Origin of the sequence: Arthrobacter sp. MAHUQ-56 (genome assembly GCF_019710585.1) — a bacterium.
In the GTDB taxonomy this organism is placed as follows: Bacteria; Actinomycetota; Actinomycetes; order Actinomycetales; family Micrococcaceae; genus Arthrobacter.
Genome location: NZ_JAIFZQ010000017.1, coordinates 125402 through 150816, shown reverse-complemented (window position 1 = coordinate 150816; position 25415 = coordinate 125402). Strand labels below are relative to the sequence as shown.

At 65.1% G+C, this 25415-nt stretch carries 17 protein-coding genes and 1 pseudogene; 6 read left to right on the top strand and 12 right to left on the bottom strand.

Going from position 1 to position 25415, the window contains the following annotated elements:
- Positions 1-36: 36 nt before the first annotated feature.
- The 4 genes from K4G53_RS10945 to K4G53_RS10930 are packed head-to-tail and all read right to left on the bottom strand — an operon-like array spanning position 37 to position 5584.
- On the bottom strand, positions 37-843 hold the full coding sequence (locus K4G53_RS10945; RefSeq protein ID WP_221385739.1) for an ATP-binding cassette domain-containing protein: 807 nt from the start codon (positions 841-843) through the stop codon (positions 37-39).
- On the bottom strand, positions 840-2963 hold the full coding sequence (locus tag K4G53_RS10940; protein ID WP_221385738.1) for a dipeptide/oligopeptide/nickel ABC transporter permease/ATP-binding protein: 2124 nt from the start codon (positions 2961-2963) through the stop codon (positions 840-842). The genes K4G53_RS10945 and K4G53_RS10940 overlap by 4 nt, the downstream gene beginning before the upstream one ends.
- Before the next feature lie 2 nt (positions 2964-2965).
- Complete coding sequence (locus tag K4G53_RS10935; RefSeq protein WP_221385737.1) at positions 2966-3922, bottom strand: ABC transporter permease; 957 nt, start codon at positions 3920-3922, stop codon at positions 2966-2968.
- A 21-nt stretch (positions 3923-3943) separates the two neighbouring features.
- On the bottom strand, positions 3944-5584 hold the full coding sequence (locus K4G53_RS10930; RefSeq protein ID WP_221385736.1) for an ABC transporter substrate-binding protein: 1641 nt from the start codon (positions 5582-5584) through the stop codon (positions 3944-3946).
- Positions 5585-5733: 149 nt separating this feature from the next.
- Between K4G53_RS10930 and K4G53_RS10925 the strand changes: the two genes are divergently transcribed.
- Complete coding sequence (locus K4G53_RS10925; RefSeq protein ID WP_221385735.1) at positions 5734-6639, top strand: DUF4862 family protein; 906 nt, start codon at positions 5734-5736, stop codon at positions 6637-6639.
- On the opposite strand, the gene K4G53_RS10920 is transcribed toward K4G53_RS10925, so the two are convergent.
- Entirely contained in the window at positions 6596-8299 is a 1704-nt protein-coding gene (locus tag K4G53_RS10920) for an exo-alpha-sialidase (protein WP_221385734.1), read from the bottom strand. The genes K4G53_RS10925 and K4G53_RS10920 overlap by 44 nt on opposite strands.
- Before the next feature lie 131 nt (positions 8300-8430).
- Here K4G53_RS10920 and K4G53_RS10915 point away from each other — a divergent pair.
- Together K4G53_RS10915 and K4G53_RS10910 are read left to right on the top strand one after the other, a co-directional pair.
- Positions 8431-11252 (top strand): annotated as a pseudogene (locus tag K4G53_RS10915) (exo-alpha-sialidase).
- Between the two features lie 877 nt (positions 11253-12129).
- Positions 12130-14595, top strand: a complete 2466-nt coding sequence (locus K4G53_RS10910) for an EAL domain-containing protein (RefSeq protein ID WP_221385733.1) — start codon at positions 12130-12132, stop codon at positions 14593-14595.
- A gap of 169 nt (positions 14596-14764) precedes the next feature.
- Here the strand turns inward: K4G53_RS10910 and K4G53_RS10905 are convergent, their stop codons facing one another.
- Both K4G53_RS10905 and K4G53_RS10900 read right to left on the bottom strand, forming a co-directional pair.
- A complete protein-coding gene (locus K4G53_RS10905) occupies positions 14765-15277 on the bottom strand; it encodes a hypothetical protein (RefSeq protein WP_221385732.1) in 513 nt (170 codons plus the stop codon).
- A 224-nt stretch (positions 15278-15501) separates the two neighbouring features.
- Complete coding sequence (locus K4G53_RS10900) at positions 15502-16134, bottom strand: ANTAR domain-containing protein (protein WP_221385731.1); 633 nt, start codon at positions 16132-16134, stop codon at positions 15502-15504.
- A gap of 735 nt (positions 16135-16869) precedes the next feature.
- Between K4G53_RS10900 and K4G53_RS10895 the strand changes: the two genes are divergently transcribed.
- Complete coding sequence (locus K4G53_RS10895) at positions 16870-17112, top strand: hypothetical protein (protein ID WP_221385730.1); 243 nt, start codon at positions 16870-16872, stop codon at positions 17110-17112.
- A 191-nt stretch (positions 17113-17303) separates the two neighbouring features.
- Positions 17304-18356 (top strand): isocitrate/isopropylmalate family dehydrogenase, encoded by a 1053-nt coding sequence (locus K4G53_RS10890; RefSeq protein ID WP_221385729.1) that lies wholly within the window; start codon positions 17304-17306, stop codon positions 18354-18356.
- Between the two features lie 4 nt (positions 18357-18360).
- Here K4G53_RS10890 and K4G53_RS10885 read toward each other — a convergent pair whose 3' ends face one another.
- The 5 genes from K4G53_RS10885 to K4G53_RS10865 form a co-directional block, all read right to left on the bottom strand.
- Complete coding sequence (locus tag K4G53_RS10885; protein WP_221385728.1) at positions 18361-19572, bottom strand: MFS transporter; 1212 nt, start codon at positions 19570-19572, stop codon at positions 18361-18363.
- On the bottom strand, positions 19569-21566 hold the full coding sequence (locus K4G53_RS10880; RefSeq protein ID WP_221385727.1) for an aconitate hydratase: 1998 nt from the start codon (positions 21564-21566) through the stop codon (positions 19569-19571). Before K4G53_RS10880 ends, K4G53_RS10885 begins: the two co-directional genes overlap by 4 nt.
- 82 nt (positions 21567-21648) lie before the next feature.
- The gene (locus tag K4G53_RS10875; protein ID WP_221385726.1) at positions 21649-22728 is read right to left on the bottom strand and encodes an ABC transporter substrate-binding protein; all 1080 of its coding nucleotides are present in this window, start codon (positions 22726-22728) and stop codon (positions 21649-21651) included.
- Between the two features lie 32 nt (positions 22729-22760).
- Positions 22761-23624 (bottom strand): ABC transporter permease, encoded by an 864-nt coding sequence (locus tag K4G53_RS10870; RefSeq protein ID WP_221385725.1) that lies wholly within the window; start codon positions 23622-23624, stop codon positions 22761-22763.
- On the bottom strand, positions 23621-24466 hold the full coding sequence (locus tag K4G53_RS10865; RefSeq protein WP_221385724.1) for an ABC transporter ATP-binding protein: 846 nt from the start codon (positions 24464-24466) through the stop codon (positions 23621-23623). The genes K4G53_RS10870 and K4G53_RS10865 overlap by 4 nt, the downstream gene beginning before the upstream one ends.
- A 139-nt stretch (positions 24467-24605) precedes the next feature.
- Between K4G53_RS10865 and K4G53_RS10860 the strand changes: the two genes are divergently transcribed.
- Complete coding sequence (locus K4G53_RS10860; protein WP_221385723.1) at positions 24606-25394, top strand: IclR family transcriptional regulator; 789 nt, start codon at positions 24606-24608, stop codon at positions 25392-25394.
- Positions 25395-25415 lie beyond the last annotated feature (21 nt).

The following is a 25415-nucleotide window of genomic DNA, read 5'->3' as shown; positions in this document are numbered from 1 at the left end:
AACTCCAATGTGAAGGTTGAAAGGTGGGTGGAAAAATCAGGTGTGAAGCAAGCTTGGAGCGGCGCCGAGGAGTTTGCGGGTGTAGTCGTTCCGGGGGTTGTCGAACACCTGGGCAGCCGGTCCTTCCTCCACGATTTCGCCGAAGTACATGACGCAGATGCGGTCGGAGACATAGCGGACGGTCTGGATGTCATGGGAGATGAACACCATGCCGAGGTTCAGCTGGGTCTTCAGGTCCGAAAGCAGGTTCAGGACCTGTGCGCGGACGGAAACGTCCAGGGCGGAGGTGGGTTCGTCCGCAACGATGATGTCCGGGTCGAGTGCCAGGGCCCTGGCGATGGCCACGCGCTGGCGCTGGCCGCCGGAAACCTGCGACGGCGTCACTTCGGTTGCGGAGGCCGGCAGGCCAACCAGCGCAAGGAGTTCCTTGACCTTGGCGGCCCTGGTGGTGGCGTTGCCGATACCGTGTATCTGCAGCGGGTCGGTGAGGATGTCCTGGATGGTCATGCGCGGGTTCAGGGCGGTGGCGGGGTCCTGGAACACCACGGAGACGGCCCGGCCGAATTCCTTGCGCATGGTTGCGTTCCGCTTGATGGCGGGTTTGCCGTGGAAGAGCACCTGGCCGGAGGTTGGGGTCTGCAGGCCGACCAGCACGGAGGCGAGGGTGGATTTGCCGCAGCCGGATTCGCCCACGATGCCCACGGTTTCGCCGCGGCTGATGGTGAAGTCCACGCCGTTGACGGCCTTGACGATGTTCGGCCGGAAGAGGCCGCCGGTCCTGGCCCGGTGGTGGACTTTCACGTTCTTGAGTTCAATGACCGGCTTGCCGGTGGATACGCTCACTTGGCGTCCTCCTCAAGGTGGCTGGCCCAGTAGTGGTCCGCGCCGCCGCCCACGGCGGTGAGGACCAGTCGCTGGTTGGGGTCGGCGTCAGCGCGGAGGGACCGGGGCGCGAAGCGGTCACCGGGGGCAAAATCCTGCGGTGACGGCACGGTCCCCGGGATCTGGTGCAGCCGTGTTGCGTCCGCTTCGATGGACAGCACGGCGCCCAGCAGGCCCCTGGTGTATTCGTGCTTCGGGTTCTGCAGCAGTTCGGAAGCCTGGGCCGATTCCACCACTTGGCCGGCGTACATCACCGTGATCCGGTGGGCCAGTGATGCCACCAGGGCGAGGTCGTGGCTGACGAACACCATGGCGAAACCCAGCTCCTCGCGCAGTTCGTTGAGCAGGTCCACCACCTGTTTCTGCACGGTGACGTCCAGGGCTGTGGTGGGCTCGTCCGCCACCACGATCTTGGGCGAACGGGACAGTGCCATGGCGATCAGGACGCGCTGGCGCTGGCCGCCGGAAAGTTCGTGCGGGTAGCTGGCCAGGGTCCGGACCGGGTCCAGCTTCACCATTTCCAGCAGCTCTCCCGGCGTTTTGCGGCCGCCGCGGCGGGTCAGCTGGAGCATCTGGTCCTTGATCTTCATGGACGGGTTCAGCGAACTGAGGGCGTCCTGGTAGACCATGGCAATCTGCTCACCGCGAAGGCCCTGGTAGGCCTTGATGTTGCTGTGGCTGGTGTTCGGGTCAAGGAGCTCCTTGCTGTCGAACCGGATGGAGCCGGTGATCCGTGCCGTCTTGGGCAGCAGGCCCATGATGGCGAGTGAAGTGATGGACTTGCCGCAGCCGGATTCGCCCACCAGGCCCATGGTCTCGCCTTCGCGGACCGTGAATGAGACGTTGTCCACGATGGCCGTCTCGCCGAAGCGGCCGGGGAAGCGGATGGACAGGTTCTTCACTTCCAGCACCGTCCGGGCACCCGCGGGCACCTGCGGGAGCCGGTCAGTGCGCTGGGCTTCGACGGCGGCGAGCAGTTCCAGCTCGCGGTCCAGCAGGGCATGCGGATTGGCTGCGGTCTGAACATCGGTGAGCAGGGCTGAAGTGTCCTGCCGGCTTTCGGTGGGGGTTGTTCCGGAGGCTGGCAGGACGCCGTCGAGCTCGTGCTGTTCTACGACCGACGGCTGGGCAACCGAGGTGGCCACTTCCGTGTCCACCGCGGAGCCGGTGACAGCGGCGCCGGCTACGGAGGCGGCAGCACCGTCGTCGTCCTTCACTGCCGGTGCGCGGCGCAGCCGGGGGTTGACCATGGCGTCGGTGAGTCCCTCAGCGAGGATGTTCAGCGCCAGGACGGTGAGGAGGATGGTGAGGCCGGCGAAGGTGGTGGCCCACCAGCCGCCGGACAAAACGAGGTTGCGGCCGTAGGAGATCACATTGCCCCAGGACGGCGCGGGGTCCTGGACGCCGGCGCCGAGGAAGGAGAGCGAAGCCTCAAGGATGATTGCGTCCGCCACCATCACGGTGGCGAACACCAGGACGGGGGCGGCGGTGTTGCGCACGATGTGCTTGGCCAGGATGTAGAAGCGGCCGGCGCCGATGACGCGTTCGGCACGGACGTAGTCCTCGCCGTACTGCGCCAGCACGTTGGCCCGGACCACCCGGGCCAGCTGCGGGGTGTAGATGATTGCGATCGCGACGATGATGGTGGGCACCGAGTTGCCGAAGGCGGCAAGCAGCACCGCTGCCAGGGCGATGCCGGGGAAGGCCATCAGGATGTCCATGATCCGCATGATGAGCTCGTTCACGGGCTTGCTGGACGTTGCCGCCAGCGAGCCTAGGAGGGCGCCCGCCAGGACGGCCAGTCCGACGGCGCCGAGGCCGATCATCAGGGAGGACTGCGATCCGTACAGGAGACGGGAGAAGATGTCCCGGCCAAGGCGGTCGGTGCCGAAGAAGTGCTCGGCGCCGGGCGGGGTGGCCGGCATGAAGGTTTCCAGAGGGTCGTGCGGCGCCAGCGTCGGGGCGAACACGGCGGCGAAGGCGATCAACGCCAGGAAGGCGAGGGCCAGCCGGGAGCCCCAGGGCAGGGCCTTGAAGCGGAGTCCGGGGGCGCTCAGACGTTCAGCGAGTTTGCTGCGCATGGTCACACGGTCCTGATTCGGGGGTTGATGAGCAGGTAGAGAAGGTCCACGGCGATGTTCACCAGGACGAAGGTGACGGAGATGGTCAGCACCACGCCCTGCACCAAGTTCACGTCCAGGTTGGTGATGCCGTTGAGGATCAGTTGGCCCATGCCGGGCAGCGCGAAGATCATTTCAATCACGACGGCGCCGCCCAGCAGGTAGCCGATCCGCAGTCCAAGGACGGTTACCGGGGTAACCAGCGCGTTGCGGAGCACGTTCTTGGAGACCACTTCACGGTAGGGGACACCGTTGCCGATGGCTGTCCGCACGTAGTCCCGGTCCAGCTCCTCGACCATGGAGGTGCGCACCACCCTGATGAGGGAAGCCGAGACCGGGATGCCGAGTGCCAGTGCGGGCAGGGCCATGGAGTTGAGCCAGCCGCCAAAGCCGGACTCGGGGGTGGCGATGCCGCCGGACGGGAACATCGGTGCCGGGCCCAGTGCGAACCATTGGATCAGCAGGATGCCTAGCCAGAATGACGGCGTCGCCACTGCGGCGATGGAGAAAACCCGCACCAGCTGGTCCTGCCACTTGTCCCGGTACAGTGCGCCGATGATGCCGAAGACCAAGGAGACCACGACGGCGATGATGACGCCCAGGAACGTCAGCTGCAGCGTCAGGGGGAACGCTGAGCCGATCATGCTTGCCACGGACTTGGCCGGGGGAGTAGTAACCCCCAAGTCGAACTGGAGGAGCTTGCCGAGGAAGCGGAAGTACTGCAGCAGCAGGGGATCGTTCAGGCCGTTGGCCTGGCGGTACTGCTCTTTGGCTTCCTCGCTTGCCCCTTCGCCCAGGGCGCTGCTCGCCTGGTCTCCGGGGGCGGCCTGCAGCACGAGGAACACGAGCAAGGTAATGCCCAGGACCATCAGTGGCAGGGCTGCCAGCCTCCGGCCCAGGAGGCGCAAAATCGTGGTCAATGTAGTCTCCGGTTGGTGTGGCTAAGCGGTACGGCCCACACCAACGAAGGACACTCCGGTGGTGGGAAGGGGCTTGAAGCCGCTGAGCTTCTTGGCATCCCAGGCGCTGGGAAGCTGGCGGTGGAACAACGGGTAGAGGGGGACTTCCTCGGAGACGAGATCCACGATCTCGCCCGTGAGCTTCTTGGCCTCTTCCCTTGTGGCCTGGCCCGCCTTGGCCATCAAGTCCACCAGCTGTGCCCGTTCCGGGGTGTCGCCCCAAAAGGCACGGTTCTTCATCCAGGTGTCACCGGCGTAGAACCAGCTCAGCAGCAGGTCAGCGTCATTGCCGAAGACGGAAGGATCGCCCGGAGCGGCAACAACCGTGTAGTCACCCTTACCCACGCGGTCCGTGTACAAGGCGCCGGACTGCAGGTTCTTCAGGGTCACCTTGACGCCGGGGATCTTGTTCCAGGACTCGAGCATCAGGGGTGCCACGTCCTTGACCCAGGCGGTGTCCGTGGTGAGGAGTTCAAACTCGAGGCTGGTCACGCCGGCCTGCTTGAGGAGGTCGGCTGCCTTGTTGGGATCGTAGGTGTAGACGTTCTTGGCCTTGACGTAGTCCGGGTGGCCTTCCTGGAAGTACGAACTGGCTGGCTTGGCGTTGCCGAACAGGGCCTTCTTGATAATGGAGTCCTTGTCCAGGCCGTAGTGCAGGGCCTGGCGGACCAGCTTGTTGTTGAAGGGGGCGGCGTTGCAGTTGAACATCAGGAACAGCAAGCCGAAGGACTGCACGGATTCAACGGTGGCAGCGGACTTAAGCCCCTGCATGTCCAGGTAGGGGACGTCTTCGATGGCCTGGACGCGGCCGGACTGCATGGCGGTGACCCGGGCGGCGGCGTCCGATAGAAGGAGCCAGGTCATGCCTTTGGCCAGTGCCGGCATGGGTCCGTTGTAGGCCTGGTTGGCCTCGAAGATGATCTTGTCGTCCTTGACGGCCGAGATCAGTTTGTAGGGGCCGGTTCCAACAGGCTTGGCATCGAAGGACTTCAGCTGGTCTGAGCCCACCGGGAAGTTGGTGAGGGCCTTCGGTACTACCTTTACTACGGAGATGCGCGGTCCGAAGCCGGGGAAGGCGTACTTGAGGATGAACTCCACCGTCTTGGCATCGAGCGCCTTGACTTCCTTGATGAACGGGATGAACTGCGAGAACAGGGACTTATTTGCGGGGTCCATGACGCGGGTGAACGAAAACACCACATCGTCAGCGGTCACCGGGCTCCCGTCATGGAACGTCGCTCCGTCCCTAATGGCCACCTGGTAAGTGGTGTCATTGACCATCTTGGGGTCGGCAGCGGCCAGGGCGTTGTAGGGCTCGCGGGTTGCCGGATGCAGCTCGATCAGGCCCTCGAAGATGTGCAGGTTAGCGGCCATGGGGGTGGCGCCGGAGGAGGAGATGGGGTCGAAACCTGTGGAGAGGGCGTAGGAGATGCCGGCCTCAATAGTGAGGTCCTTGTTGATGGGGGAGGTGTTCTCAGCTGCGCCGGTGGTGGTGGCCGCGGGTCCCCCACAGGCGGACAGGGAGCTGGCGAAGGCTGCAGCAAGGCCCATGGCCCCGCCGAGCTTCAGGAAGTTCCGGCGGCTGGCGTCATTGACCAGCGGCAGGTTCTTGATGTTGTTCATATGCCTCACCGTTCAGAAGATGTTTATCGGATGTAGGATGTCCTAGCTCGTAGTGAAAACTGTAAGTGCGATCACAGCGAGCGTCAAGTGGACTAAAACACCTCAGCGGCGTGCGTCTGCCAAGTACCTCTTTTTCGAATGGAGTTCCAATGTCTTTGATCATCGGTGCCTACGCCGCCCAGCCAAGTGAACTGCGGGAGCAGTTCTACGAAGGCCTCGGAGCGCTTCCCTCGATCCGCGGGCTGGAGCTCCCCTTTGGTCCCTACGGTGGCGGGGGATGGCCGGCGGGGGCGCCGCGGGGCTGGTCCGCGGTGGTGACCTCCATCCCCGGCACCATGCAGCGGCTGGGTGGGTCGCCAACCTTCGGCCTGGCTTCCCCGGACGCCGCTGGCAGGCGGGAAGCCCTCGACTTCGTGGCCGGAATCCATGCATACGTACGGAGCCTCGAAGGTGAGGGACATGCGGTGGAGGCCGTCGAGTTGCACTCGGCGCCGTATCCCGGGGCGTCCGCACCGATGTTCAGGGAGTCCCTCAAGGAGGTCCTCGACTGGGACTGGGGCTCCACACGGGTGCTGGTGGAGCACTGCGACGCGCCCAGGTCCGACAGCAGGCCGGAGAAAGGGTTCCTCGCCTTCGCCGAAGAGGTGGATGTGCTTCATTCCCTCCAGCTCGATGCAGCGGTCCCGGCTGGCCTGGTCGTCAACTGGGCCCGGTCGGTCATTGAAACCCGGAATCCCGGCACTGCCGCGGAGCACATCGCGCAGGCCCGTGCGGCGGGCGTCCTGGCAGGGGTCATGTTTTCGGGGTGTTCATCCGTAGAGACGGAGTTCGGCTATCCGTGGATCGACGCGCACCTCCCGCCGGTGGAGGTGGACGGCACGCCGCAGAGCTCACTGCTCAACCGCGCTGAGATCCAGCGGTGCCTCGCGGCTGCCGGTCCGGTTCCCGTGCTTGGTTTCAAGATCGGCCTGCCGCCCGTTGGGCTTACCGCCAGCCAGCGGGTGGACCGCCTCAGGCAGATGTGCACCCTGGTGGAGGGGAATCAACCACGGTGACGTCACCGGTGGCGACGTCGAACCGGAAGATCCGCGACAGCCGCACCAGGGAACCGGTGCACTGCCACTCCATCGCGTAGACGAGTTCCAGGACGTCCTTCTCCATGTCCGCAGCCGTGACTGTGTACGAGGGGTTGAAGTAGAGTGCCTCTCCGCCCGGTGGCAGATCGGTGGCGGGAAAAGCCTCGGCCCCGGGCCCGGCGAGCCGGACCTGCGTGACTGCTGTGCCGCCGTCGTTCCTCGCCCTGCCGGTGAACGCCAGGATGTCGCCCGCCTTGTAGCCCGGGACGATAGGACCGTAGTTGAGGTCCTGCGCCTCCCGGGTGCCAAGGACCTGGACCTGCCCGGCTGAGTAGCCCTGGCCGATCTCCTTCGACGCCGGCCCCCAGTCGCCCCCATCTTCTGCCATGACATGGAACTCGCCCACGTTCTGCCATTCGGACGGCAGGCCCGGCGTGACGGAGCGGAGTTCCATGTCGAACGCGAGGCCGCGCTCCGGCTCTGTGTCTGCCTGGACGGGGACTGCGGCAAGCTGTTCCGTCAACTGCCCCGGCGGAACCGAGGCAAACACGATCTCCCGGTATCCCTGGCGCTCGTACAGTACGCCGATGTTGCCGTCCGGCAATCGGGTGGCCGTGGAGTAGGCGGAACTGCCCGCGCACAGGACCAGCCCGGCGCGCCAGGTCTTGCCGTTGTCGGTGGAGAGACTGAGCACCGTGTTCCGCCGGAGGGCGGTGTCCTGGTTGTTGGTGGCCACCAGCCACCCGTCCGTGGGCGGTATGGCGAGGCCCTTCACCGCCGGCAAGCCGTCAAAACGGGCTAGCGATCCATTGTCACTCGGGTCCGGGAGGTCCGCAACGGGAACCAACGCGCTCCAGCTCTGCCCGCCGTCGCTGGAGGTGGCAGCTAGCCGGCGCGGCATGGCCCGGCTGTGCAGGAGCAGGCTCCCGTCGGCCAGGGCCGCCACCTTGTTCTCGTTCGGCGCGGCGCCATGGGTCCCGGCGCCGATGAGCTCCCCGAACCTCCAGCTGTCCCCGTGGTCGTCGCTGTAGGCGGAGGCGGCCATGATTTTGCCCCCGCACAGCAGCACGAACTGCTGGACCAGGCGGCCCCGGAGCGGGCCGGTGTGGATCTGGATCCCCTGCCCGGCTGCGGCGAACATGCCAGTGATGTCCCGACCCGCGGGGATGCTGCCCTTCAGCTCCGCGGTGAGCCGCCGGTGATGCCAGGTGACTCCGTCGTCGTCGGACCAGCTGAGGTCGCAGTGCTGGACGGACTCGTCGTCTGCGTCCATTCCCGTGGTCGACTCGAAGAACCCGGCGCGGGTGCCGGCGGCATGGAACAGGAAGATGCAGCCTGTTTCGGCGTCCACCAGCAGGCTGGGATCGCCGAAACCTTCCAAACCGGTCCCGCGCCGGACCACCTCCTGGCCGCCCCAGGTGGCTCCGCTGTCCGTGCTGCGCCGGACCAGCAGGTCGATGGGGCTGGGCAGGTCGTCCAGATTGGGCCTGCCGTCATAGGCGGCAAGGAGCGTTCCCTCTGCGGTGACGGCGAGCGCCGGAATGCGGTATTGCCGGTATCCGCCGCGGCCTCGGGTGGCCAGGACGTGCTCAACAGTGGGGCGGGCAGGGGCTAACCGGGGTGATAGGTAGGACGTCACATCTTCAGTCTAGCTTTCCTGAGGAGTGTGCCATATGGTCGTAGGACGTCGTATGTAGCAAGAATCACAGTGCGGACATCCGCGGCGGCGTTCACCTCCACTTGAGCCGCACTGCGGCGTCCAGAAAGGGCATGGGTTTGCGAATCAGCACCAAGAGAACCAGGAAAAGATCAGTGGGACAGGCAACGGGCACAGGCGCCCTGGTCCTGGCCCTACTCGCTGGAACCGGGCTGCCGGCCCAGGCGGCCCCCATCCCGTCCACGAGCCCGACCGCGCCGCCGGGCAGCTTCCAGGAGACCAACCTCGCAGCGGACCGAACCGCCGCCAATTTCTTCTACCGGATCCCCGCCCTGGCATACCTGGGCAATGGCGTGGTCCTCGCCGCATGGGACGGCAGGCCAGGCAGCGCGGCCGACGCCCCCAACCCCAACTCGATCGTGCAGCGCCGCAGCACCGATGGCGGCCGGACCTGGGGACCCGTGCAGGTCATCGCCGCCGGGCACGTGGCCGATGCCACCGGCCCGAAATACGGCTACAGCGATCCGTCCTACATTTACGACGCCGAGGCCGGGAAGGTCTTCGCGTTCTTCGTCTACTCGAAAGACCAGGGCTTCGGCGGCAGCCAGTTCGGAAATGGTGATGCGGACAGGAACGTCATTTCGTCCCCAGTCATTGAATCGTCCGACGGCGGCGCCACCTGGAGCCAGCCCCGCCTGATCACCGAGGTCACCAAGCCGGGCACCAGCAAGACCAGTCCCGTGGCGGGCGACGTCCGCTCCAACTTCGCCTCCTCCGGCGAAGGGATCCAGCTCAAGTACGGTCCCTACAAGGGCCGCCTGATCCAGCAGTACGCCGGCGACGTCCGCCAGGCTGACGGCAGCAACCTCATCCAGGCCTACAGCGTCTACTCCGACGACCACGGCGCCACCTGGCACAAGGGCGCCAACGTGGGCGACCGGATGGATGAGAACAAGACCGTGGAACTTTCCGACGGGCGGGTCCTGCTCAACTCCCGGGACAACGCCAACCAGGGCTACCGGAAGGTGGCGGTTTCCACCGACGGCGGCGCCACCTACGGGCCGGTAACGCAGGACACCGAACTGCCGGACCCCGCCAACAACGGTTCCATCGCCCGGATGTTCCCCCACGCCCCGCAGGGATCGGCAGACGCCAAGAAACTGATCTTCACCAACGCCAACTCCAAGACCGCGCGGGAGAACGTCTCCGCCCGGGTGTCCTGCGACGACGGCGCCACCTGGCCGGGCGTGCGCACCATCCGCTCCGGCTTCTCCGCTTACTCCACAGTGACCCGGCTCGACGACGGCCGGTTCGGCGTCCTGTACGAAGCCAACTACACGGACAACATGCCCTTCGCCACGTTCGACGACGCATGGCTGAACTACGCCTGCGCCCCGCTAAGCGTTCCCGCAGTCACCACCGCACCCGGGGCCACCAAACAGGTGGCCGTCACCCCAGTGCCAGCGGCCCGCAAAACCTCAACGCCGCATTCACGACGGCGGACGGCCGGGTTTCGCAGGCCACCTTCACGGCCACCGTCCCGGTCGCACCGCAGGTGGGCCTCACCATCAGCGGTTCCGCACAGGACCGCGACGTCGCGGCCAGCCCGTACCAGGTTGGCGACGTGCTCAGCTACACCTTCAACGTCAAGAGCACGGCCAACGTCACCGCAAACTCCGTGCCCATATCCGGTACCTTCGACGCCGGGTTCCTGCCGCCGTCGGCCCCCAACTGCCGGTACAGCAACCTGGCCGCCGGCGCCTCCTATACCTGCACCACAGCCAGGCACACGGTGACGGCCGAGGACATCTCCCGCGGCTACTTCGTGCCCCAGGCAACTTTCAGCATCACGGCCAGCGCCACGCCGTCGCTCACCACGATGGTCACCTTCACCGGCGCCGCCGTGGCACTGCGCGACGGCCTGGTGGCCGCGAACATCATGGGCAGCCGCAACGACGCCGGCCGTGACCTGGCCGCGCAGCCGTACAGCGCGGGGGAAGCCTTCCCCTATAAGTTCGATGTCACCAACACCAGCCCCCTGGTGGAGAAGGTGATGCCCACCTCGGGCAACTTCAGCCCGTTCGTGCCGGACGGTCCCGGGAACTGCCGGTACAGCGTACTGCCCGCCGGCCAGTCGTATACCTGCGCGACGCCCCGCCATACCGTCACCGCCGAGGAAGCAGCACAGGGCTTCTTCGTCCCGGACACCTCGTGGGAGGTCAGCGCCGCAGGCCAGACCACCCGGACCTATGCCGTCAACGGCGGAGAGGTGGACCTGAAGATCCGCGACGCCAGGCTCGAAGGCACCGTCGCGGTAAAATGGACCGACAACGACGCCGACCGATACGCCTCCGTAGGTGACACCGTTACCTACACCTACACCCTGGGCAATGCCGGCAACGTGGCCCTGACCGGAGTAACCTCCCCGGACGCCGGCATCAGCGAAGCCCTCCTCGCCGCCGGCAGCAGCGTAACCACCACCCGGGACCACGTACTCACCGGGCCCGACATCGCAGCCGGACAACTGGGGCCCGTCAGCTTCGAGGCCGCCGCGGACAACGGCTCCAAGCACGTAACGGTCACTGTGACGGGCGCCGGCATCCAGCTCGACCTCCAGCCCGCCCAGCCCGACACCATGCCGGCTTTGACGGTGCAGGACTTCGACGGCCAGACGCCGCCGTCCGATCTCGGAACCCTGGACAAGTACCGGAACGGCCAGAAGGTGGTCCTCAAGGGACTCGACTACGGGCAGTGGTACTACGTCTACCTCAACAAGCACAGCTATCGGCTCGGCTGGATCTTCCCCACCACCGACAACACGCTGGAATTCATCCTGCCCGCCGACGTCCAAAACGGCCGCGACGACGTCGTGGTCCTGAACAAGAACGGCGAACAGGTCTCTTTCGGCCGGCTCCAGGTGACGCCGAAAGGATAAGGACAAGAAGTAGAGGCTCAATCACTACCCTCAGTCGAGGGTTCAAGAGACAGCATTGCAGGAACGGCCGGTGAAACACCGGCCGTTCCTCGTTGCATTAGCCAAGGGCCGTATGGACGTCGGCATTGCTGTCGGGCAACACACCAGGCAGCATCCCGAACACACTCACGTCCAGCATCCCGTCACCGGCGGGCGACTCGCCGCTTCGACGTCGCTGGGGCGCCGATAATGGTGATTCCGTCGGCCTCAACAGGGCGTCACCGGCAAAAATAAGAGTGTGGACATTGTCCACACTCTCGGCTCTGGATCGGCTCTTACTGGCTTCGTACTGGTCCGGATTCCGGATGTTTCTGAGGGTTCCCAGTGTTTTCAAGGACTGGAATGTAGTTCGAGTCCCACCTCGGGCACGAGAGACTCCCTCATCCGAGGCGATTTTGCTCCGACGCGTTGACAAAGCTTGTGGTCTCGTGGCTCTGGCGATTGGTGTGCGGGCTGTGGCGTCCGCGGAGCGTATTAAGGTGTGTGGGTAGCGGGAGCAGGCCCCTGACCGGCGGGCTTTCTCCTGCTGGGAGTGGGTTTCGACGGTGGCCCAGGCGAGGGCCGCAGAACGTTGCTCGGTCCTGATCCATGTGCCGGCGGTACCTTGCGGTCCAAGCCAACTGTTTCCCCTGTGGACTACAACTGTCAGCTGGTTGACAGTCGCTCCCGCTATCGAGCCGTTTAGGTGCATTAAGCGTCTTGTTCGCCCATTCCGGAGGCAGCTGCAGTGCGTTGTTTGGCCGCGGAAGGCTGCCGGTTGTGCCGGCACCTGGCCTATACTTCAGCAACTGGACCGATGGGGCGGGCGGGTTCGGGCTGGGGAGGACGCAGGGGAGCGATGGTTGAGGAAGAACGGGATGATCTCCTGACGCAGTCGCTGCTGCTCGACGAGATCGGCCAGTCCGTGATTGGGATGGACAGCAAGTGGCGGGTGACGTACTGGAACCGCGCTTCGGAGCGTTTGTATGGTTTCGACGCCACTGAGGTGCTGGGCAGGACGCCCCGCGATTTGGGAATCGTCACGGACCTCCAGGCCGCCGGGCCGGGGCCGACGGGGGAAGAAATCGCGGAACTTATCGCGCACGGACACGACTGGGCGGGTGAGTTGTGGATCCGTGATCGCGACGGTCGGCACTTCCCGGTGCATGCAACGATCAGCCCGATCAGGGGCAGGCACACCGTGCCCGTGGACATTGTGGCCATCTCAAAGGACATCACGGACAGGAAACGCAAGGAAGCGGTCCTGCGCCGCCTCTCCGCGATGGTGGAGTCCTCCGGAGACGCCATCATCGGCGCGGACATGGACGGGAAAATCACCACGTGGAACGCGGGGGCCATCAGTATGTTCGGGTGGAGCCGGCCCGAGGCCATGGGGAAAACCCACGAGTTGTTCACGACGGCAGACTCCGAAGACCTGGACCATCGTGTTGCCGAGCGGATCCGTAGCGGGGCATTCGTCACCGGAGTGGAAGCCCGGTGGCGGCGCAAGGACGGCTCAATCATCGATGTTGAACTGACGGTGTCACCGGTATACGGGCAGGACGGCAAGCTCGCCGGTGCCTCGGCCATCGCCCGCGACATCACGGAAATCAAGGCACTCCGGGCCGAAGCCGACGCGGAGCGGCGACGGCTGCTGGCCGCCCAGGAGATGGCCCAGGTGGGAAGCATCGAGTATTCGGCCGACGACACGGCGACCTGGCACTCGGAGGAATTCGGCCGCATTGTGGGGGCGAAGGGCGGTGATTCCTTATCGCGGGCATGGATGCTGAAAAGGACCCACCCGGAGGATCGCGGGCGGGTAAGGCAAGTTTGGCACAGCCTGCACGCGGGTTCGGGATATGCCGATATCGAGTACCGCATCATCCGGCCCGACGGCGGTCAACGCTGGCTGCATTCACGGATCCGGACCGTGCACGGCCCGGATGGCAGGCCGGTGCAGTTTCTGGACACGGTGCTGGACGTGACCGAGCGCAAGGACGCGGAACAGGTCCTGCAGTGGCAGGCGCGCCACGACGCCCTGACCGGCCTGCCGAACCGCTACCTGATCACCGAGGTACTCCAGGGATTCCTTGACCGCGGCTCGCGGCCGGCGGTGATGTTCATTGATATTGACAGGTTCAAACTGGTCAATGACGGCATCGGCCACCGTGGGGGTGACCGGATCCTGATGCTCCTGGGTGAGCGGCTGATGGAGGCTGTCCGGGAAGGCGATACCGTGGGTCGTTTCGGTGGTGATGAATTCATCATCGTCTGCGAAAACCTGGGGGTGCGTGCTGCCAAGGTCCTGGCTTCGCAGATTCGCGAATGCCTCAGGGCCCCTTTTGAAGTTGAGGATCGCCAGGTGTTCCTCAATGTCAGCGTCGGCATTTCATTGGCCGGTCCGAAGGAGACGGCCGAATCCATGCTCGGCGGCGCCGACACCGCCATGTACCGGGCTAAATCGGCCGGCGGGGACGCATCGGTGGTCTACCACTCCAGAATGACCCAGCGGGCGAGTGGGCGGCTTGATCTGGAGTCAGACCTGCGGCTGGCCCTGGACCGGGAGGAACTTTGCCTGTACTACCAGCCGATCATGGACCTCGAGGCGGGCGTACCGCTCGGATTCGAGGAATTGCTCCGCTGGCAGCACCCCGTCCATGGGTTGCTGACTCCGGACAGGTTTGTCCCCATCGCCGAAGAAACCGGCCTGATTGTCCCGATCGGGACCTGGCTGTTGAAGGAAACACTGAACCAGGTCCAGCAGTGGCGCACGGACCTGGCGGAAGGGGCTGACCTCACCGCCGCAGTGAACATCTCAGGACGCCAGCTCGTCGCCGAAGATTTCCCTGACATCGTGGAGACAGCGATCCTGGAAACCGGCATCGATCCTTCCGCCGTAAACCTCGAAATCACCGAAACAGTCCTCATGGACGAACCCGACCTGCCAAAGGAAACGCTGCAGCGCCTGTACCACATGGGGGTCGGCCTCTCCATCGATGATTTCGGTACCGGCTACTCGTCGCTGAGTTACCTCAAATGGCTCTCCGCGCGGACCCTGAAGATCGACCGTACCTTCGTTCAGGAACTGGCCGTGGACCCCCGCGCAGGAACAGTGATCGAACTCGTCGTCGGGATGGCGAACAGCCTCAAACTGGACGTCATCGCGGAAGGTGTGGAAACCGAAAACCAGCTACGTGAATTGCGCCGCCTGGGCGTCACGCGGGCCCAAGGGTTCATCTGGAGCAAACCAATACCGGCCAAACAAGTGCCCGCCTTCCTCAGCGGCTTCCCCGCCCTCAAGAAACGCCAGGCGCCAGCACGTTAACACGGCATCCCTCCTGCGCAGGAACGGCGGCTGTTACCTCGGGTGGCCGGATACCAACGGGTCGAGTATGGCTGCAAGCTCCCCGTTGCCGGGTCCGCCGCGAACTCGCCGCAAAGTAGTCCGGGAGCCAGCCCTGCGGCGACTGGCTCCAGCCCGTTGCCTCGTTGATTCAGCACTCGTCAATGATTTTTCCGACCACGCTTCCTATCGCCGCGCCCAGGGCAGCGCCACCGGAGCCGCCGAAGTAGCCACCAATCACTCCACCCGCGCCGGCGAGAGTGCCCTGCCAGTTGCTACCCGATTTCTTGTAGACCACCGCAGTTGATCCATCGCCTCCGTCGCCGGACACGTAGGACCCGACGGCGCCGGAGGCGTAGGCCAGAGCGACAGGGCTGGCGTTGCCTTTGACCAGCAGTTCCTCGTACGCCTTCTTGACTTCCTGGTAAGCCTTACCGGCGTCGTGCTTACCGCCCGTCGCCGCGTGGCCGAGTTCGCAAATATGGCTCAGGACGGGCAGCTCCGACTCGGTGATGAAGCTAAGCTCGTGGAGTTTGGCGAGCACGATCTTGTCGGCTTTCAGCCGGTCGCCTCCGGCTTCAGCCATGATGCGCTTCACTTCCCTGGCCGCCGCGCTTTGCATCTCGTAGACGCCGATCCCGCTAAAGGATTCGAAGCTGGTCATTGGAACGCCCTCCTGTTCGATGGTCAAGGCGCGGGAACCGCGCAGTCGCAGTTTGCTCCCGTCGCGGAGGTAATGGAATACCCCAAAATTTAGGGATCCGGTGCCTTAATGGAAGTCGTACCACTCGATTGTTCTGGCGCCCTCGATCTGCGGGTTTGCATTTTTGCGGTAGTACCTCAGGCAACCCTCATGGACATCGTTGCCCGGGGGAGGTAAATGCACCCTTACGCTTGTTCCTGGGATTGCTCCGGAGCGGCATGTTGGTTTGTTTGTTGTCGAAAGTGAGTGCCGGGGGCGCCGCCGGGTGCGCGCGCGAGGATGGCTTCGGCGGTCACATGCATGCGCGAGCCTCCTTGCTGTGAGGCTCTGGCGAGGATGCGGGTTGCTTCCTCGTATGAACACCTGTTCCGGCCCATGATGACTCCGCAGGCGACGTCGATTGAGGTGCGGCGCGCCAGTACCGAACTCAGTTGTTCTGCAACCGACCGGGCCGCCCTTAGCTGGTCGGCCAATTGAAAGCCATTGCCCGCAGCCAGGACAAAGTCGTCGACTGCAAGGACAGCGGCTGGAGTGAAAACGTTGTCGAGGGCGCAGAGGAATGTCAGGGCCGCGGTACGGTCGGCACCGAGGAGCAGCGGGGTGGACAGGACCGAACGGTAGCCGGCTTCCGCAAAGGAGTGCCAGTGTGCGGACCAACGGGGGCTGGCCGCGTGGTGCTGGCCGAGGATTGTCAGTTTGCCTGCGAGGGCTTGGGGCGCGGCGCCGTCTTCGGTGTCCTGGTCGGCTTGGGCGGCGCACAGGGCGCGGTGGCTGGTACCCAGGAGCAGGGGCCGCTGGTAGGGGTTTGGAAATGACACCGTACAGTCCATGGCGTGTCCGGTCGCATTGGCCAGCCTCGATGCCGCCAGTTGAGTCAGGAGGGTAAGCGACGCGTCGGTGCTGTCCGCCCGCATGTCCAGAACAAACTTCGCCGCTCCTGAAGCGCCGGCCCCCGGGAGCAAGTCCTCCGGGGGCGGGAGCTGCGGCACGCTGCTCTTCCTCGTCCAGGCGGCGCCTACGCGCCACGGACGGGGTCACTCCCTGCTGCAGGCCCGGTTCGCTGCCCCCGTCGTCCACGTGATGTCGGACCCTGTCACCAGGCCACGTCGCGTCCATGAGATGCCCCGTTCATTCATCATGAATGGCAGAACATGGCCGAGCCAGCCATGAACCCGCTGGATCACGGTTTGGAGGGGGCTGCGCTGTCCCCTCCGAACCCTTTCACCCCACCCAACCCCGAGAGATGATCTCTGCGGCTCCTGATGCGTTCTCACCGGACAGCACATGAGACGGGACCGTGCTGGTGCGGTACCAAACACATAGACAACTACAACTCTTGTCAATTCCCTGCCTGAAGTGTGGACTGCGCTGCCTGGCCCGTCAAGGGCACACAGGGGCTTCCCGTAAGGCGCGGTAGCACGACAGCGGAACCTGGCTGGAGCTTCCCCTCGGGGCAGAACCGGCCGCGCCCGCCGTGCGGAGCAGGGCCCGAAGCTAATGTTGAGGGACGGGGCGGCTTCGCACCGTTCAACACCTGGTGAGAAGAGCCGAGCATGAGTGTCAACGAGTACGAGGCGTCCGTGGTCATCAAATCCGGCGCGGAACTGCTGTTATCAGCGTCATCCGACCCGCGGTCCGATGAGGGCTATGCCGGGGTCAAAGCCAATATGGCGGCAGCACTGGAACTAATGGCACAAGCGCTTGAGAACTTCGAAGCCGGAGTGAGTGGGCCAAACCGCTCGACCGGCTGGGTTCAGGACCTCCGAAGGGTGGCAGATGATTTAGGGGAAAAGTAGTCCGTTGCCGCCAGATGGCGTCAATACCTGGAAGGCATCATCTTCTTGCCCTCCCGGTACATCGCCGAGGACACAAGCGGAGGTCTGGTGGCACTGCTGACCCCTGAATCTGCACCGGGCCGTGATTCGTTGGGGCTGCGCGCCCGGCCATCCGCATATGCTCTTCACAGACCCCGAACGATTGGATGGATATGAGCCGCCGTTATGTCATCGATGCGATTCCCGGCGACGGCATTGGCGTGGATGTCACCGACGTCGCGATGCAGTGCGTCAACGCCGTCGCCGGACTCTACGACTTCGACGTCCAGTGGCGGGTCCGCGACTGGAACAGCGATCTGTACCGCAAGGCGGGCCGCATGATGCCCGTCGACGGGATAGAGCAGCTGAGCAGCGGCGATGGCATCTACCTGGGAGCCGTCGGGACACCGGACGTGCCCGACGACGTGACCCTCTGGGGGCTCCTCATTCCCATCCGCCGGGAGTTCGACCAGTACATCAACCTCCGGCCCATGCGGTTGCTGCCCGGCGTCGTCGCTGCCATGCCCGGCATTGAGGACCTGGACATCGTGGTGGTGCGGGAGAACGTTGAAGGCGAGTACTCCCAGATCGGGGGAAGATTCGGCAGCGGAACCGACGGCGAGTTCGCCGTTCAGGAAAGCGTCTTCACCAGGCGCGGTATCGCACGGGCCGCGCGCTATGCCGCCAACATCGCAACGGAGCGCGGAGGCCGGCTCGTCTCCGCAACAAAATCGAACGGCATCATCCACACCATGCCGTTCTGGGACGAGGTGGTGGCGGAGACGGTCAAGGCGTTCCCCGGCGTCGTCGTCGAAAAGGTGCTCATTGATGCCCTGGCGGCACGGCTGGTGATGAAGCCGACGAGTATCCGGACCATCGTTGCGTCGAACCTGTTTGGGGACATTCTCTCGGACCTGGTGGCTGGTATTGCCGGCTCCATTGGCATTGCCCCCAGCGCCAACCTCAACCCGGAGCGCCGGCACCCGTCGATGTTCGAACCTGTGCACGGCTCCGCTCCGGACATTGCGGGCAAGGGAATCGCCAATCCGGTCGGCGCTCTGTGGGCCGCGGCGATGATGCTGAACCATCTCGGTGAGGCGGACGCCGCCCGGTCCCTGACCCTGGCCTTTGAGGGCACGCTCGCTGACGGCACTGCGACACCGGACCTGAAGGGAACCGCTACCACAGCGGAGTTCGCCGCCGCGGTGCTGTCGCGACTGTCCTAAACAATTAACTGGTGCGCAGACGCTTTTCCAGACGGAACGCGACCAGCGAGGCCGCCGCCCCGGCTGCTGCGACCACCGCTGCCAGGGTCCATCCAACGGCCGGACTGAACTGGGAGAAAACGATCCCGAACAATAAGGGCCCCAGCGTCCCGCCGATGTAGGTTCCGCTCTGGGTAATCCCTGTGGCCTGGATGGTGAACGGATGCGCCGTCCGCGAGACCACGTAATGGGCCAGGCCGTTCCACCCCCAGCCCAACCCGAAAGCGATAACGGCTCCCGTTCCGTAGGCGATCGGGGAGCCGGAGGCCATGCTGAGCAGCCCCAGGCTTCCGGCCCCCATCATCAGGGACACGGTGGCCATCGAACCGCCGATTCCCCGGTCGGCAGCGATACCCACGAGCGGGCGCGCCAGAATCCCGGCCACGCTTGCGGCGCCCAGCAACAGGCCCGCCCCTGCGGCGGAGAATCCCGCCTGGACAGCCATGGCCACCGTGAATGCACCCACCACATTGGCCTGCCCCGCTCCCAGCGCGCTGGCCACGGCGGTAGCGAAAAGGAATTGTTTCAGCCTCCGGGGGAGCGGCTCCCTGGCGGCTTTAGCGGAGCGCCGATGGAACGGGGCAGTCCGTGGGAGGGCGCCGAGGAGCGCCGGGACCAGGGCGGCCGCCAGCAGTGCTGCGAGCGCAAAGGTCCAGTTCCACCCCACGGTAAGAGCGAATATCGGGACCGACAGGCCGGCGGTGAGCGTCGCTGTCGGAATGGCGGCCTGCTTGAGGCCGAATGAGAAGGCGCGGTTGCGTACCGCCACCTGGTCCACGATCAGGCCGTTGGACAGCGGGTGGATGAGGGCGTTCGCGGCACCGGCGAAACTGAGCCAGACGATCAGCCATGCCCAGTGCGGCGTGACAAACGCGATGCCGGCCAGTGCAACGAAGCCCAGCCCGACGGCGAGCGGGACCCCGCGGCGGAGCCCGAGTTCGCTCGCGACATATCCGGCGGGGGCAGACAGCAGCGCAGAGACAGCCCAAAAGGTGGCCACGGCCGCTCCGAGGGCTGACGCCGTCATGCCCAGGTCCTGCTCAAGCTGGACAGCCAGCCCGCCCACGAGGAAGACAGGCAGCACCGCCACCACCGTTGTCAGCGCCGCGATGGCCGTGGCACGCTGTCCCGGTCGGCGCGCAGGTGTTGGAACGGCTTCGACGGCTGCCGGCTTCATCGTGCGGATCGGCTCTGTGAAACGCCTGCCGCGTCGTCCTGTACGACGGCGGCGCCGGCCAACGTGGAGCGACCACCGGACCGCACCTGGGCCAGCAGGCCGCCGGCAGTGAGGACGGCACGTTCGGCAGGCGAGAAGTCGAGCCCGAGCGTCAGCTCGGTGCCTCCGTCCACACGGGCGGTGACGGAGCGGCGACCACCGGCCAAAGAGTCGGCAAGCCCTTCGATGACCCATCGCTGCCCGGTTGAACTTTGCGTGCCGGCGGGGAGTATCAGCGGCACGATGCCGGCGGCGATGAGGTTGCGGCGGTGGATCCGGGCGAAGCTGCGGGCAGCGACCACCCGGACCCCCAGGTACAGCGGGATCAGGGCGGCATGCTCCCGCGACGAACCCTGCCCGTAGTTTTCCCCGCCCACGATGATCCCGCCACCCCATTCAAGGGCGCGGTCGTGGAAACCGGGGTCCAGGCGGCGGAACATGAAGCGCGCGCAGACGGCGATGTTGGACCATACAGACATGGCGATGGCGCCGTCGGGAGCCATGTCACCGGTGGAAATGTCATCCCCGACGGCGATCAGCACCCGGGCGTCCAGGCCAGCCGGCAGCGGTGTGGGCTGCGGCGGCGGGACGAGGTTGCTGCCCCGCTCGATCTCGATGGTTCGGCGCGCCTCAAGGGGCAGGACGCCGGCGATGTGCAGGTCGTGGACTTCCGGATGCGGGGGAGCCGCGGGGCGCAGCTCGCCCCGGCTGACGGTGGAGGCGTCGACGATGGCGCCTTCCAGCGCGCTGGCAGCAGCGGTGGACGGCGAACACAGGTACACGCAGTCCTCGGCTGTGCCGCTGCGGCCCGGGAAATTGCGGTTGAACGTGCGCAACGACGGCGCACCCTCCGTGGGTGCCTGCCCGATGCCCACGCAAGGGCCACATACCGGCTCAAGCATCCGCGCCCCGGCCGCCATCAGGTCTTCGTAAACACCGGAGGCGATGATCGTCTGGAGGATCTGCCGTGATCCCGGCGTGACCGTAAGCTGGACGGACGGATGGACGGTATGTCCCTTGAGGATGGCCGCCACAGTGGCCAGGTCCTCATAGGAACTGTTCACGGAAGAACCGACGCAGACCTGGACCACCTCGGTGCGCGGCAGTTCCGACACGGGACGGACGTTGCCTGGTGAATGCGGCAGCGCCACGAGCGGAACGAGGCTTGAGAGATCAATCTGCTCCTCCTCGTCGTACCTTGCCCCGGCGTCTGCGGCCAGCGGAACAAACTGGTCCTCGCGGTGCTGGGCCCTAAGCCACGCGAAGGTCTGGTCATCGGAGGGAAAGATGGCTGTGGCAGCACCTGTTTCGATGATCATGTTGCAGATGGTCGCGCGCGCTGAGACTGACAGGGAAGCCACGCCCTCGCCGTAGAACTCGAAAACCTTCCCGCGGCCGCCCCGCACGCCGTGGCGGCGCAGCAGCTCCAGCACCACGTCCTTCGCTTCTGCATTGGGTCCGGGCGTGCCCGTCAGTTCCACGCCCACGACGGCGGGGCACACAAAGTCGAACCCGTAGCCCGCCATCGCCACGGCCACCTCCAGCCCGCCGGCGCCGAGGGCGAACATGCCGAGGGCGCCCGCCGTGGAGGTGTGGGAGTCCGCGCCCACCAGGACCTGGCCCGGCCGGGAGAAGTGCTCCAGGTGGATGTAGTGGGAAATGCCGTGCCCGGCGGGGGAGTACCGCAGCCCGTAGCGGGCGGAGAACGTTCTGAGGTAGTGATGGTCCTGCATGTTCTTGTCATCGATCTGCAGGACGTTGTGATCGACATACATGACCGCCAGCGGCACAGCGATGGAATCCACGCCGAGCATTTCGAACTGCATGGCGGTCATGGTCCCTGTCGCGTCCTCGATGAGGACCTGGTCCACAGCGATGGTGATGTCGGCGCCGGGGGTCAACTCGCCGGACGCGAGGTGGCCGGCCAGGGTCTTGTGAGTCAGTGTCTCGGGCATTGCGGGTGGTCTCCTCAGACAAGGCGCGGTAACGGAACAGGCACGCCATCCGCGGTGGATGGCGTGCCTGTCTGTTTCGGGGCTACTTCACGAATTCGTTCGTGTAGGTGTCCGCCAGCTTGATGTCCTTATTGCCGACTTCGGGGTTGGCGACCTGCTGTGTCTTCAGGACTGCCTTGACGCCGTCCTCCGTGAAGGTGCCGTCCTTACTGAGGGTCTTCTTCAGATCCTCGATCACCTTTGCGTAAAGGTCCATGTCGCCGCCGGCGAACTTCTCAGGCATTTCCGCCGCGATCTCCTTGCCGGAATGGCTGTTGATGAACTCCAGCGTGCGCTTGATCGCCTTGGCGAGCTTGCCCGCGGTTTCCTTGTTCTGGTCCAGCCATTCGGTCTTGGCGTAGAGCGAGGCGGACGGCCACGCGTCGGTGTCAAAGACTTCCTTCAGCCCTTCCTCGGTCCGGACGTCCTCCAGGATGACCGGGTCGTGGCCGATCCGCTTGGTGAGCACGGAGATGTCCGGCTCCAGCATCACCGCGGCGTCCACCTGGTTCTGCTCCATGGCAGCCACGGCAGAAGATCCGGCGCCGATGGCCGATACGGCGGCATCCGTCTGCTGCATGCCGTTCTTGGCCAACAAATACTTCACGAACATGTCCGTGGACGACCCCGGTGAGGTCACGCCCACGTTCTTGCCCTTGAGATCCGCGATGGACTTGATCTGCCCCTCATTCTTGGGCGCCACCAGGAGGGCGAGCCCCGACGACCGGCCCATGTCAACGAACGCCTTGATGGGCTGGTTCTTTGCCTGCATCTGGATGGTGTGCTCGTAGTAGCCGCTGGTCACTTGGGTGCTGCCCCCGACCATCGCAGTGAGCGCCTTGGAGCCGCCCTGCAGGTCCTGGAGTTCGACGTTCAGGCCCTCATCCTTGTAGTAGCCCAGTTCCTGGGCCAGCGTGGTGGGAAGGTAGGTCAGGAGTGTCTGGCCTCCGACGCCGATAATCACCTTTGCGCCGTCCCCGCCGCCGGCGGCACCCGTGCCGCCCTGGCCGGGTGGTGCAGCCGCGGGGGCGCCGCAGGCGGAGAGTGCGAGGGCAACGGAGGCGAGAACGGTCAGCGGGCGGAAGAGGCCCCGGCGCCGGTGCCGGGTTTCGTTCGAAGTCATGGGGATTCCCTTTCAGGCGGTGATGTGTTGGGTTACGAGGAGCGGACCGGGCGCCACCTGAGGAGGTGCCGTTCGAGGCGGTTGACCAGGAGGTCGATGATGAGGACCACGAACATCAGGATGAACATGCCGGCGAAGACCCCCTTGGTATCGAAGACACCCTGGGCCTGGGCGATGGCATAGCCCACGCCGGCGGAGGCCCCGAGGTATTCACCCACCACTGCGCCGGTGATGGCGAAACCTACGCTGATGTGCAGGCTGGAGAAGATCCAGGTCAGGGCGCTGGGGATGAACACGTGGCGGAGCAGCTGCTTCTCGCTGGCTCCGAGCATTTTGGCGTTGTCCACCAGGACCCGGTCCACGCTCTTGACGCCCTCAAGGGTGTTGAAGAAGACGATGAAGAACACCAGGGTGAAGCCGAAGGCCACCTTGGACCAGATGCCCAGGCCGAACCACAGCAGGAAGATCGGCGCCAGCACCACGCGGGGAAGGGCGTTGAACATCTGCAGGAACGGGTCCAGGAGCCGCTCCAGGAAACGGACCCTGGCCAGCAGGAAGCCCAGCACCAGGCCGGCCGCGGCGCCCGTGAGGAAGGCGAGGACCGATTCCTGCAGGGTGATCCACAGGTGCGGGAAGACAAAGCCGCTGGAGATCCAGACCCAGACGGTCAGCAGGATGTCGGAGGGGAGCGGGAAGAAGAACGGGTCGATGACGCCGACGCGTCCCAGCAGCTCCCACGCGCCCAGGACGACGGCGGCGAGGGCCAGCTGCCCCATCCGGATGGAGAAGTTCGAGGCTTCGGACCGCTTGCGCTTGGGCCGCTGGGCCACCGCCGGATCCCGGTCCTTCCGGAGGGGAGAGCGTTGTGTGTTCTTGGAAGCTGGTGCCACTGTCATGCTGCGTCGCTCTCTTCCTCTTCCCGAGCTGATTCATAGGTTTTGGATACCTCGACCTTGAGGCGTCCCCAGATTTCCCTGTGGAGTTCGACGAATTTGGGATCGTCCCGGATGTCCAGGAGGTCGCGGGGGCGGGGGATGTCGATCTCGTAGCTGCCGACGACGGTGCTGCCCAGGCCGGCGCCGAGGATGACCACCTCGTCGGACAGGGCAATGGCCTCGTCCAGGTCGTGGGTAATGAAGACGACGGCCTTGTCAGATTCCTGCCAGAGCTGGAGGAGTTCGTTCTCCATAATCTGCCGGGTTTGGACGTCCAGCGCGGAGAACGGCTCGTCCATCAGCAGGATGTCCGGATTCACGATCCAGGCCTGGGCGACGGCGGTGCGCTTGCGCATGCCGCCGGAGAGCTGGTGCGGGTAGCGGTCAGCGAAGTTCTTCAAACCCACCTTCTCCAGCCAGCGGCGCGACTCGTCGTAGGCCTCGGCTTTGGAAACCCCGGCCATGGTGAGCCCGAGGCTGACGTTGTCGATCACCGACTTCCAGGGCAGCAGGGCGTCCTGCTGGAACATGTAGGAGGCGCGGCGGTTCACCCCGTGGACGGGTTCGCCGAAGCTGTGGACGGTTCCTTCGGATGGATTCAGGAGTCCGGCTGCCATGTTGAGGATGGTGGACTTGCCCGATCCCGTCGGCCCGACGATGGAGACAAAGCGCCCTGGCTCCACTTTGAGGTCGATGTCCCGCACAGCGAAGTACGAGCCGCCGCCCGGCGTTGCAAACTCCTTGGTGCATCCGTTGAGCTCGACCGCGTAATTCGAAGACTTAGGCTGAAAGGGGTGCGTCATTGCTGTTCTCCCGCTAACCACATTGTGAGTCGTTGGTCATATAGTGGGCACAAGGCTAACAGTAACGTCTGTCACACTACAAGGGGGGCCAATAGGGGCCCCTCCCGTATTGCGAGAAGAAGGAATCCGGAATCCATCCATGAGCGCAACCGAAAATGCTGCCCCGCTGCTGGTACTAAAGAAGATCACGGCCATCCTGGACGCCTTCTCGCTGGCGCGGCCTGAGATGAGCCTCGCCGAAATCCGGGCCGAGACGGGGTTGCCGCACTCCACGGTGCAGCGGCTTGTCACCAACCTGGTGCACGAGGGAATGCTGGACCGGCGCGGCGACCACTTCCGGATCGGGTTGCGGATGACCCACTGGGCGGCCCCGGCCCGGCAGGGCCTAGACTTCCTCGAACTGCTCACGCCCGTCATCCGGCGGCTGCGCGATGAACTGGGCGAAACGGTCTGCATCTTCCGGGAATCCCGGGGCAGCAGGGTCTGCATCGCGGTGGCCGAGACCCGGCGGGTCCTTCGCCGGGCGGTGGAGGTGGGCGACATCATGCCGCTCCACGCCGGCTCCGCGGGCCGGGTGCTGCTCGCCTGGAATACCGACCTGGCGGAGAAGGTCTACGGCTCGGGCCTGCAGTCCATGACGGACCGCACCATCACCGACGCGGCAAACCTTGATGCCGCGGTGGCCAAGACCCGCGCGGACGGTTTTGCCATCACTACCGGGGAGCGGGTATCCGGGGCCAGCGGCTTGTCCGCTCCGATCTTCGGACCCCAGGCTGAGCTCTACGGTGCACTGACTGTCATGGGGCCCACCATGCGGATGCCCTATGACGTGTGCGCTTCCTGGATCGAGCCTGTCATCGCCGCAGCTGCTGAGGGCACCCGGCTGATCGGGGGAAGTCTTCCCTCCGAAGAAATGCCCATATCGTGATTTTCTGTTCACAATATGACG

Bases quoted from the DNA above. Each gene is read 5' to 3' on its own strand.
- K4G53_RS10940 (WP_221385738.1), bottom strand. From the start codon at position 2,963: ATGCGCAGCAAACTCGCTGAACGTCTGAGCGCCCCCGGACTCCGCTTC.
- K4G53_RS10930 (WP_221385736.1), bottom strand. From the start codon at position 5,584: ATGAACAACATCAAGAACCTGCCGCTGGTCAATGACGCCAGCCGCCGG.
- K4G53_RS10925 (WP_221385735.1), top strand. From the start codon at position 5,734: ATGTCTTTGATCATCGGTGCCTACGCCGCCCAGCCAAGTGAACTGCGG.
- K4G53_RS10910 (WP_221385733.1), top strand. From the start codon at position 12,130: ATGGTTGAGGAAGAACGGGATGATCTCCTGACGCAGTCGCTGCTGCTC.
- K4G53_RS10905 (WP_221385732.1), bottom strand. From the start codon at position 15,277: ATGACCAGCTTCGAATCCTTTAGCGGGATCGGCGTCTACGAGATGCAA.
- K4G53_RS10895 (WP_221385730.1), top strand. From the start codon at position 16,870: ATGAGTGTCAACGAGTACGAGGCGTCCGTGGTCATCAAATCCGGCGCG.
- K4G53_RS10890 (WP_221385729.1), top strand. From the start codon at position 17,304: ATGAGCCGCCGTTATGTCATCGATGCGATTCCCGGCGACGGCATTGGC.
- K4G53_RS10885 (WP_221385728.1), bottom strand. From the start codon at position 19,572: ATGAAGCCGGCAGCCGTCGAAGCCGTTCCAACACCTGCGCGCCGACCG.
- K4G53_RS10880 (WP_221385727.1), bottom strand. From the start codon at position 21,566: ATGCCCGAGACACTGACTCACAAGACCCTGGCCGGCCACCTCGCGTCC.
- K4G53_RS10875 (WP_221385726.1), bottom strand. From the start codon at position 22,728: ATGACTTCGAACGAAACCCGGCACCGGCGCCGGGGCCTCTTCCGCCCG.
- K4G53_RS10870 (WP_221385725.1), bottom strand. From the start codon at position 23,624: ATGACAGTGGCACCAGCTTCCAAGAACACACAACGCTCTCCCCTCCGG.
- K4G53_RS10865 (WP_221385724.1), bottom strand. From the start codon at position 24,466: ATGACGCACCCCTTTCAGCCTAAGTCTTCGAATTACGCGGTCGAGCTC.
- K4G53_RS10860 (WP_221385723.1), top strand. From the start codon at position 24,606: ATGAGCGCAACCGAAAATGCTGCCCCGCTGCTGGTACTAAAGAAGATC.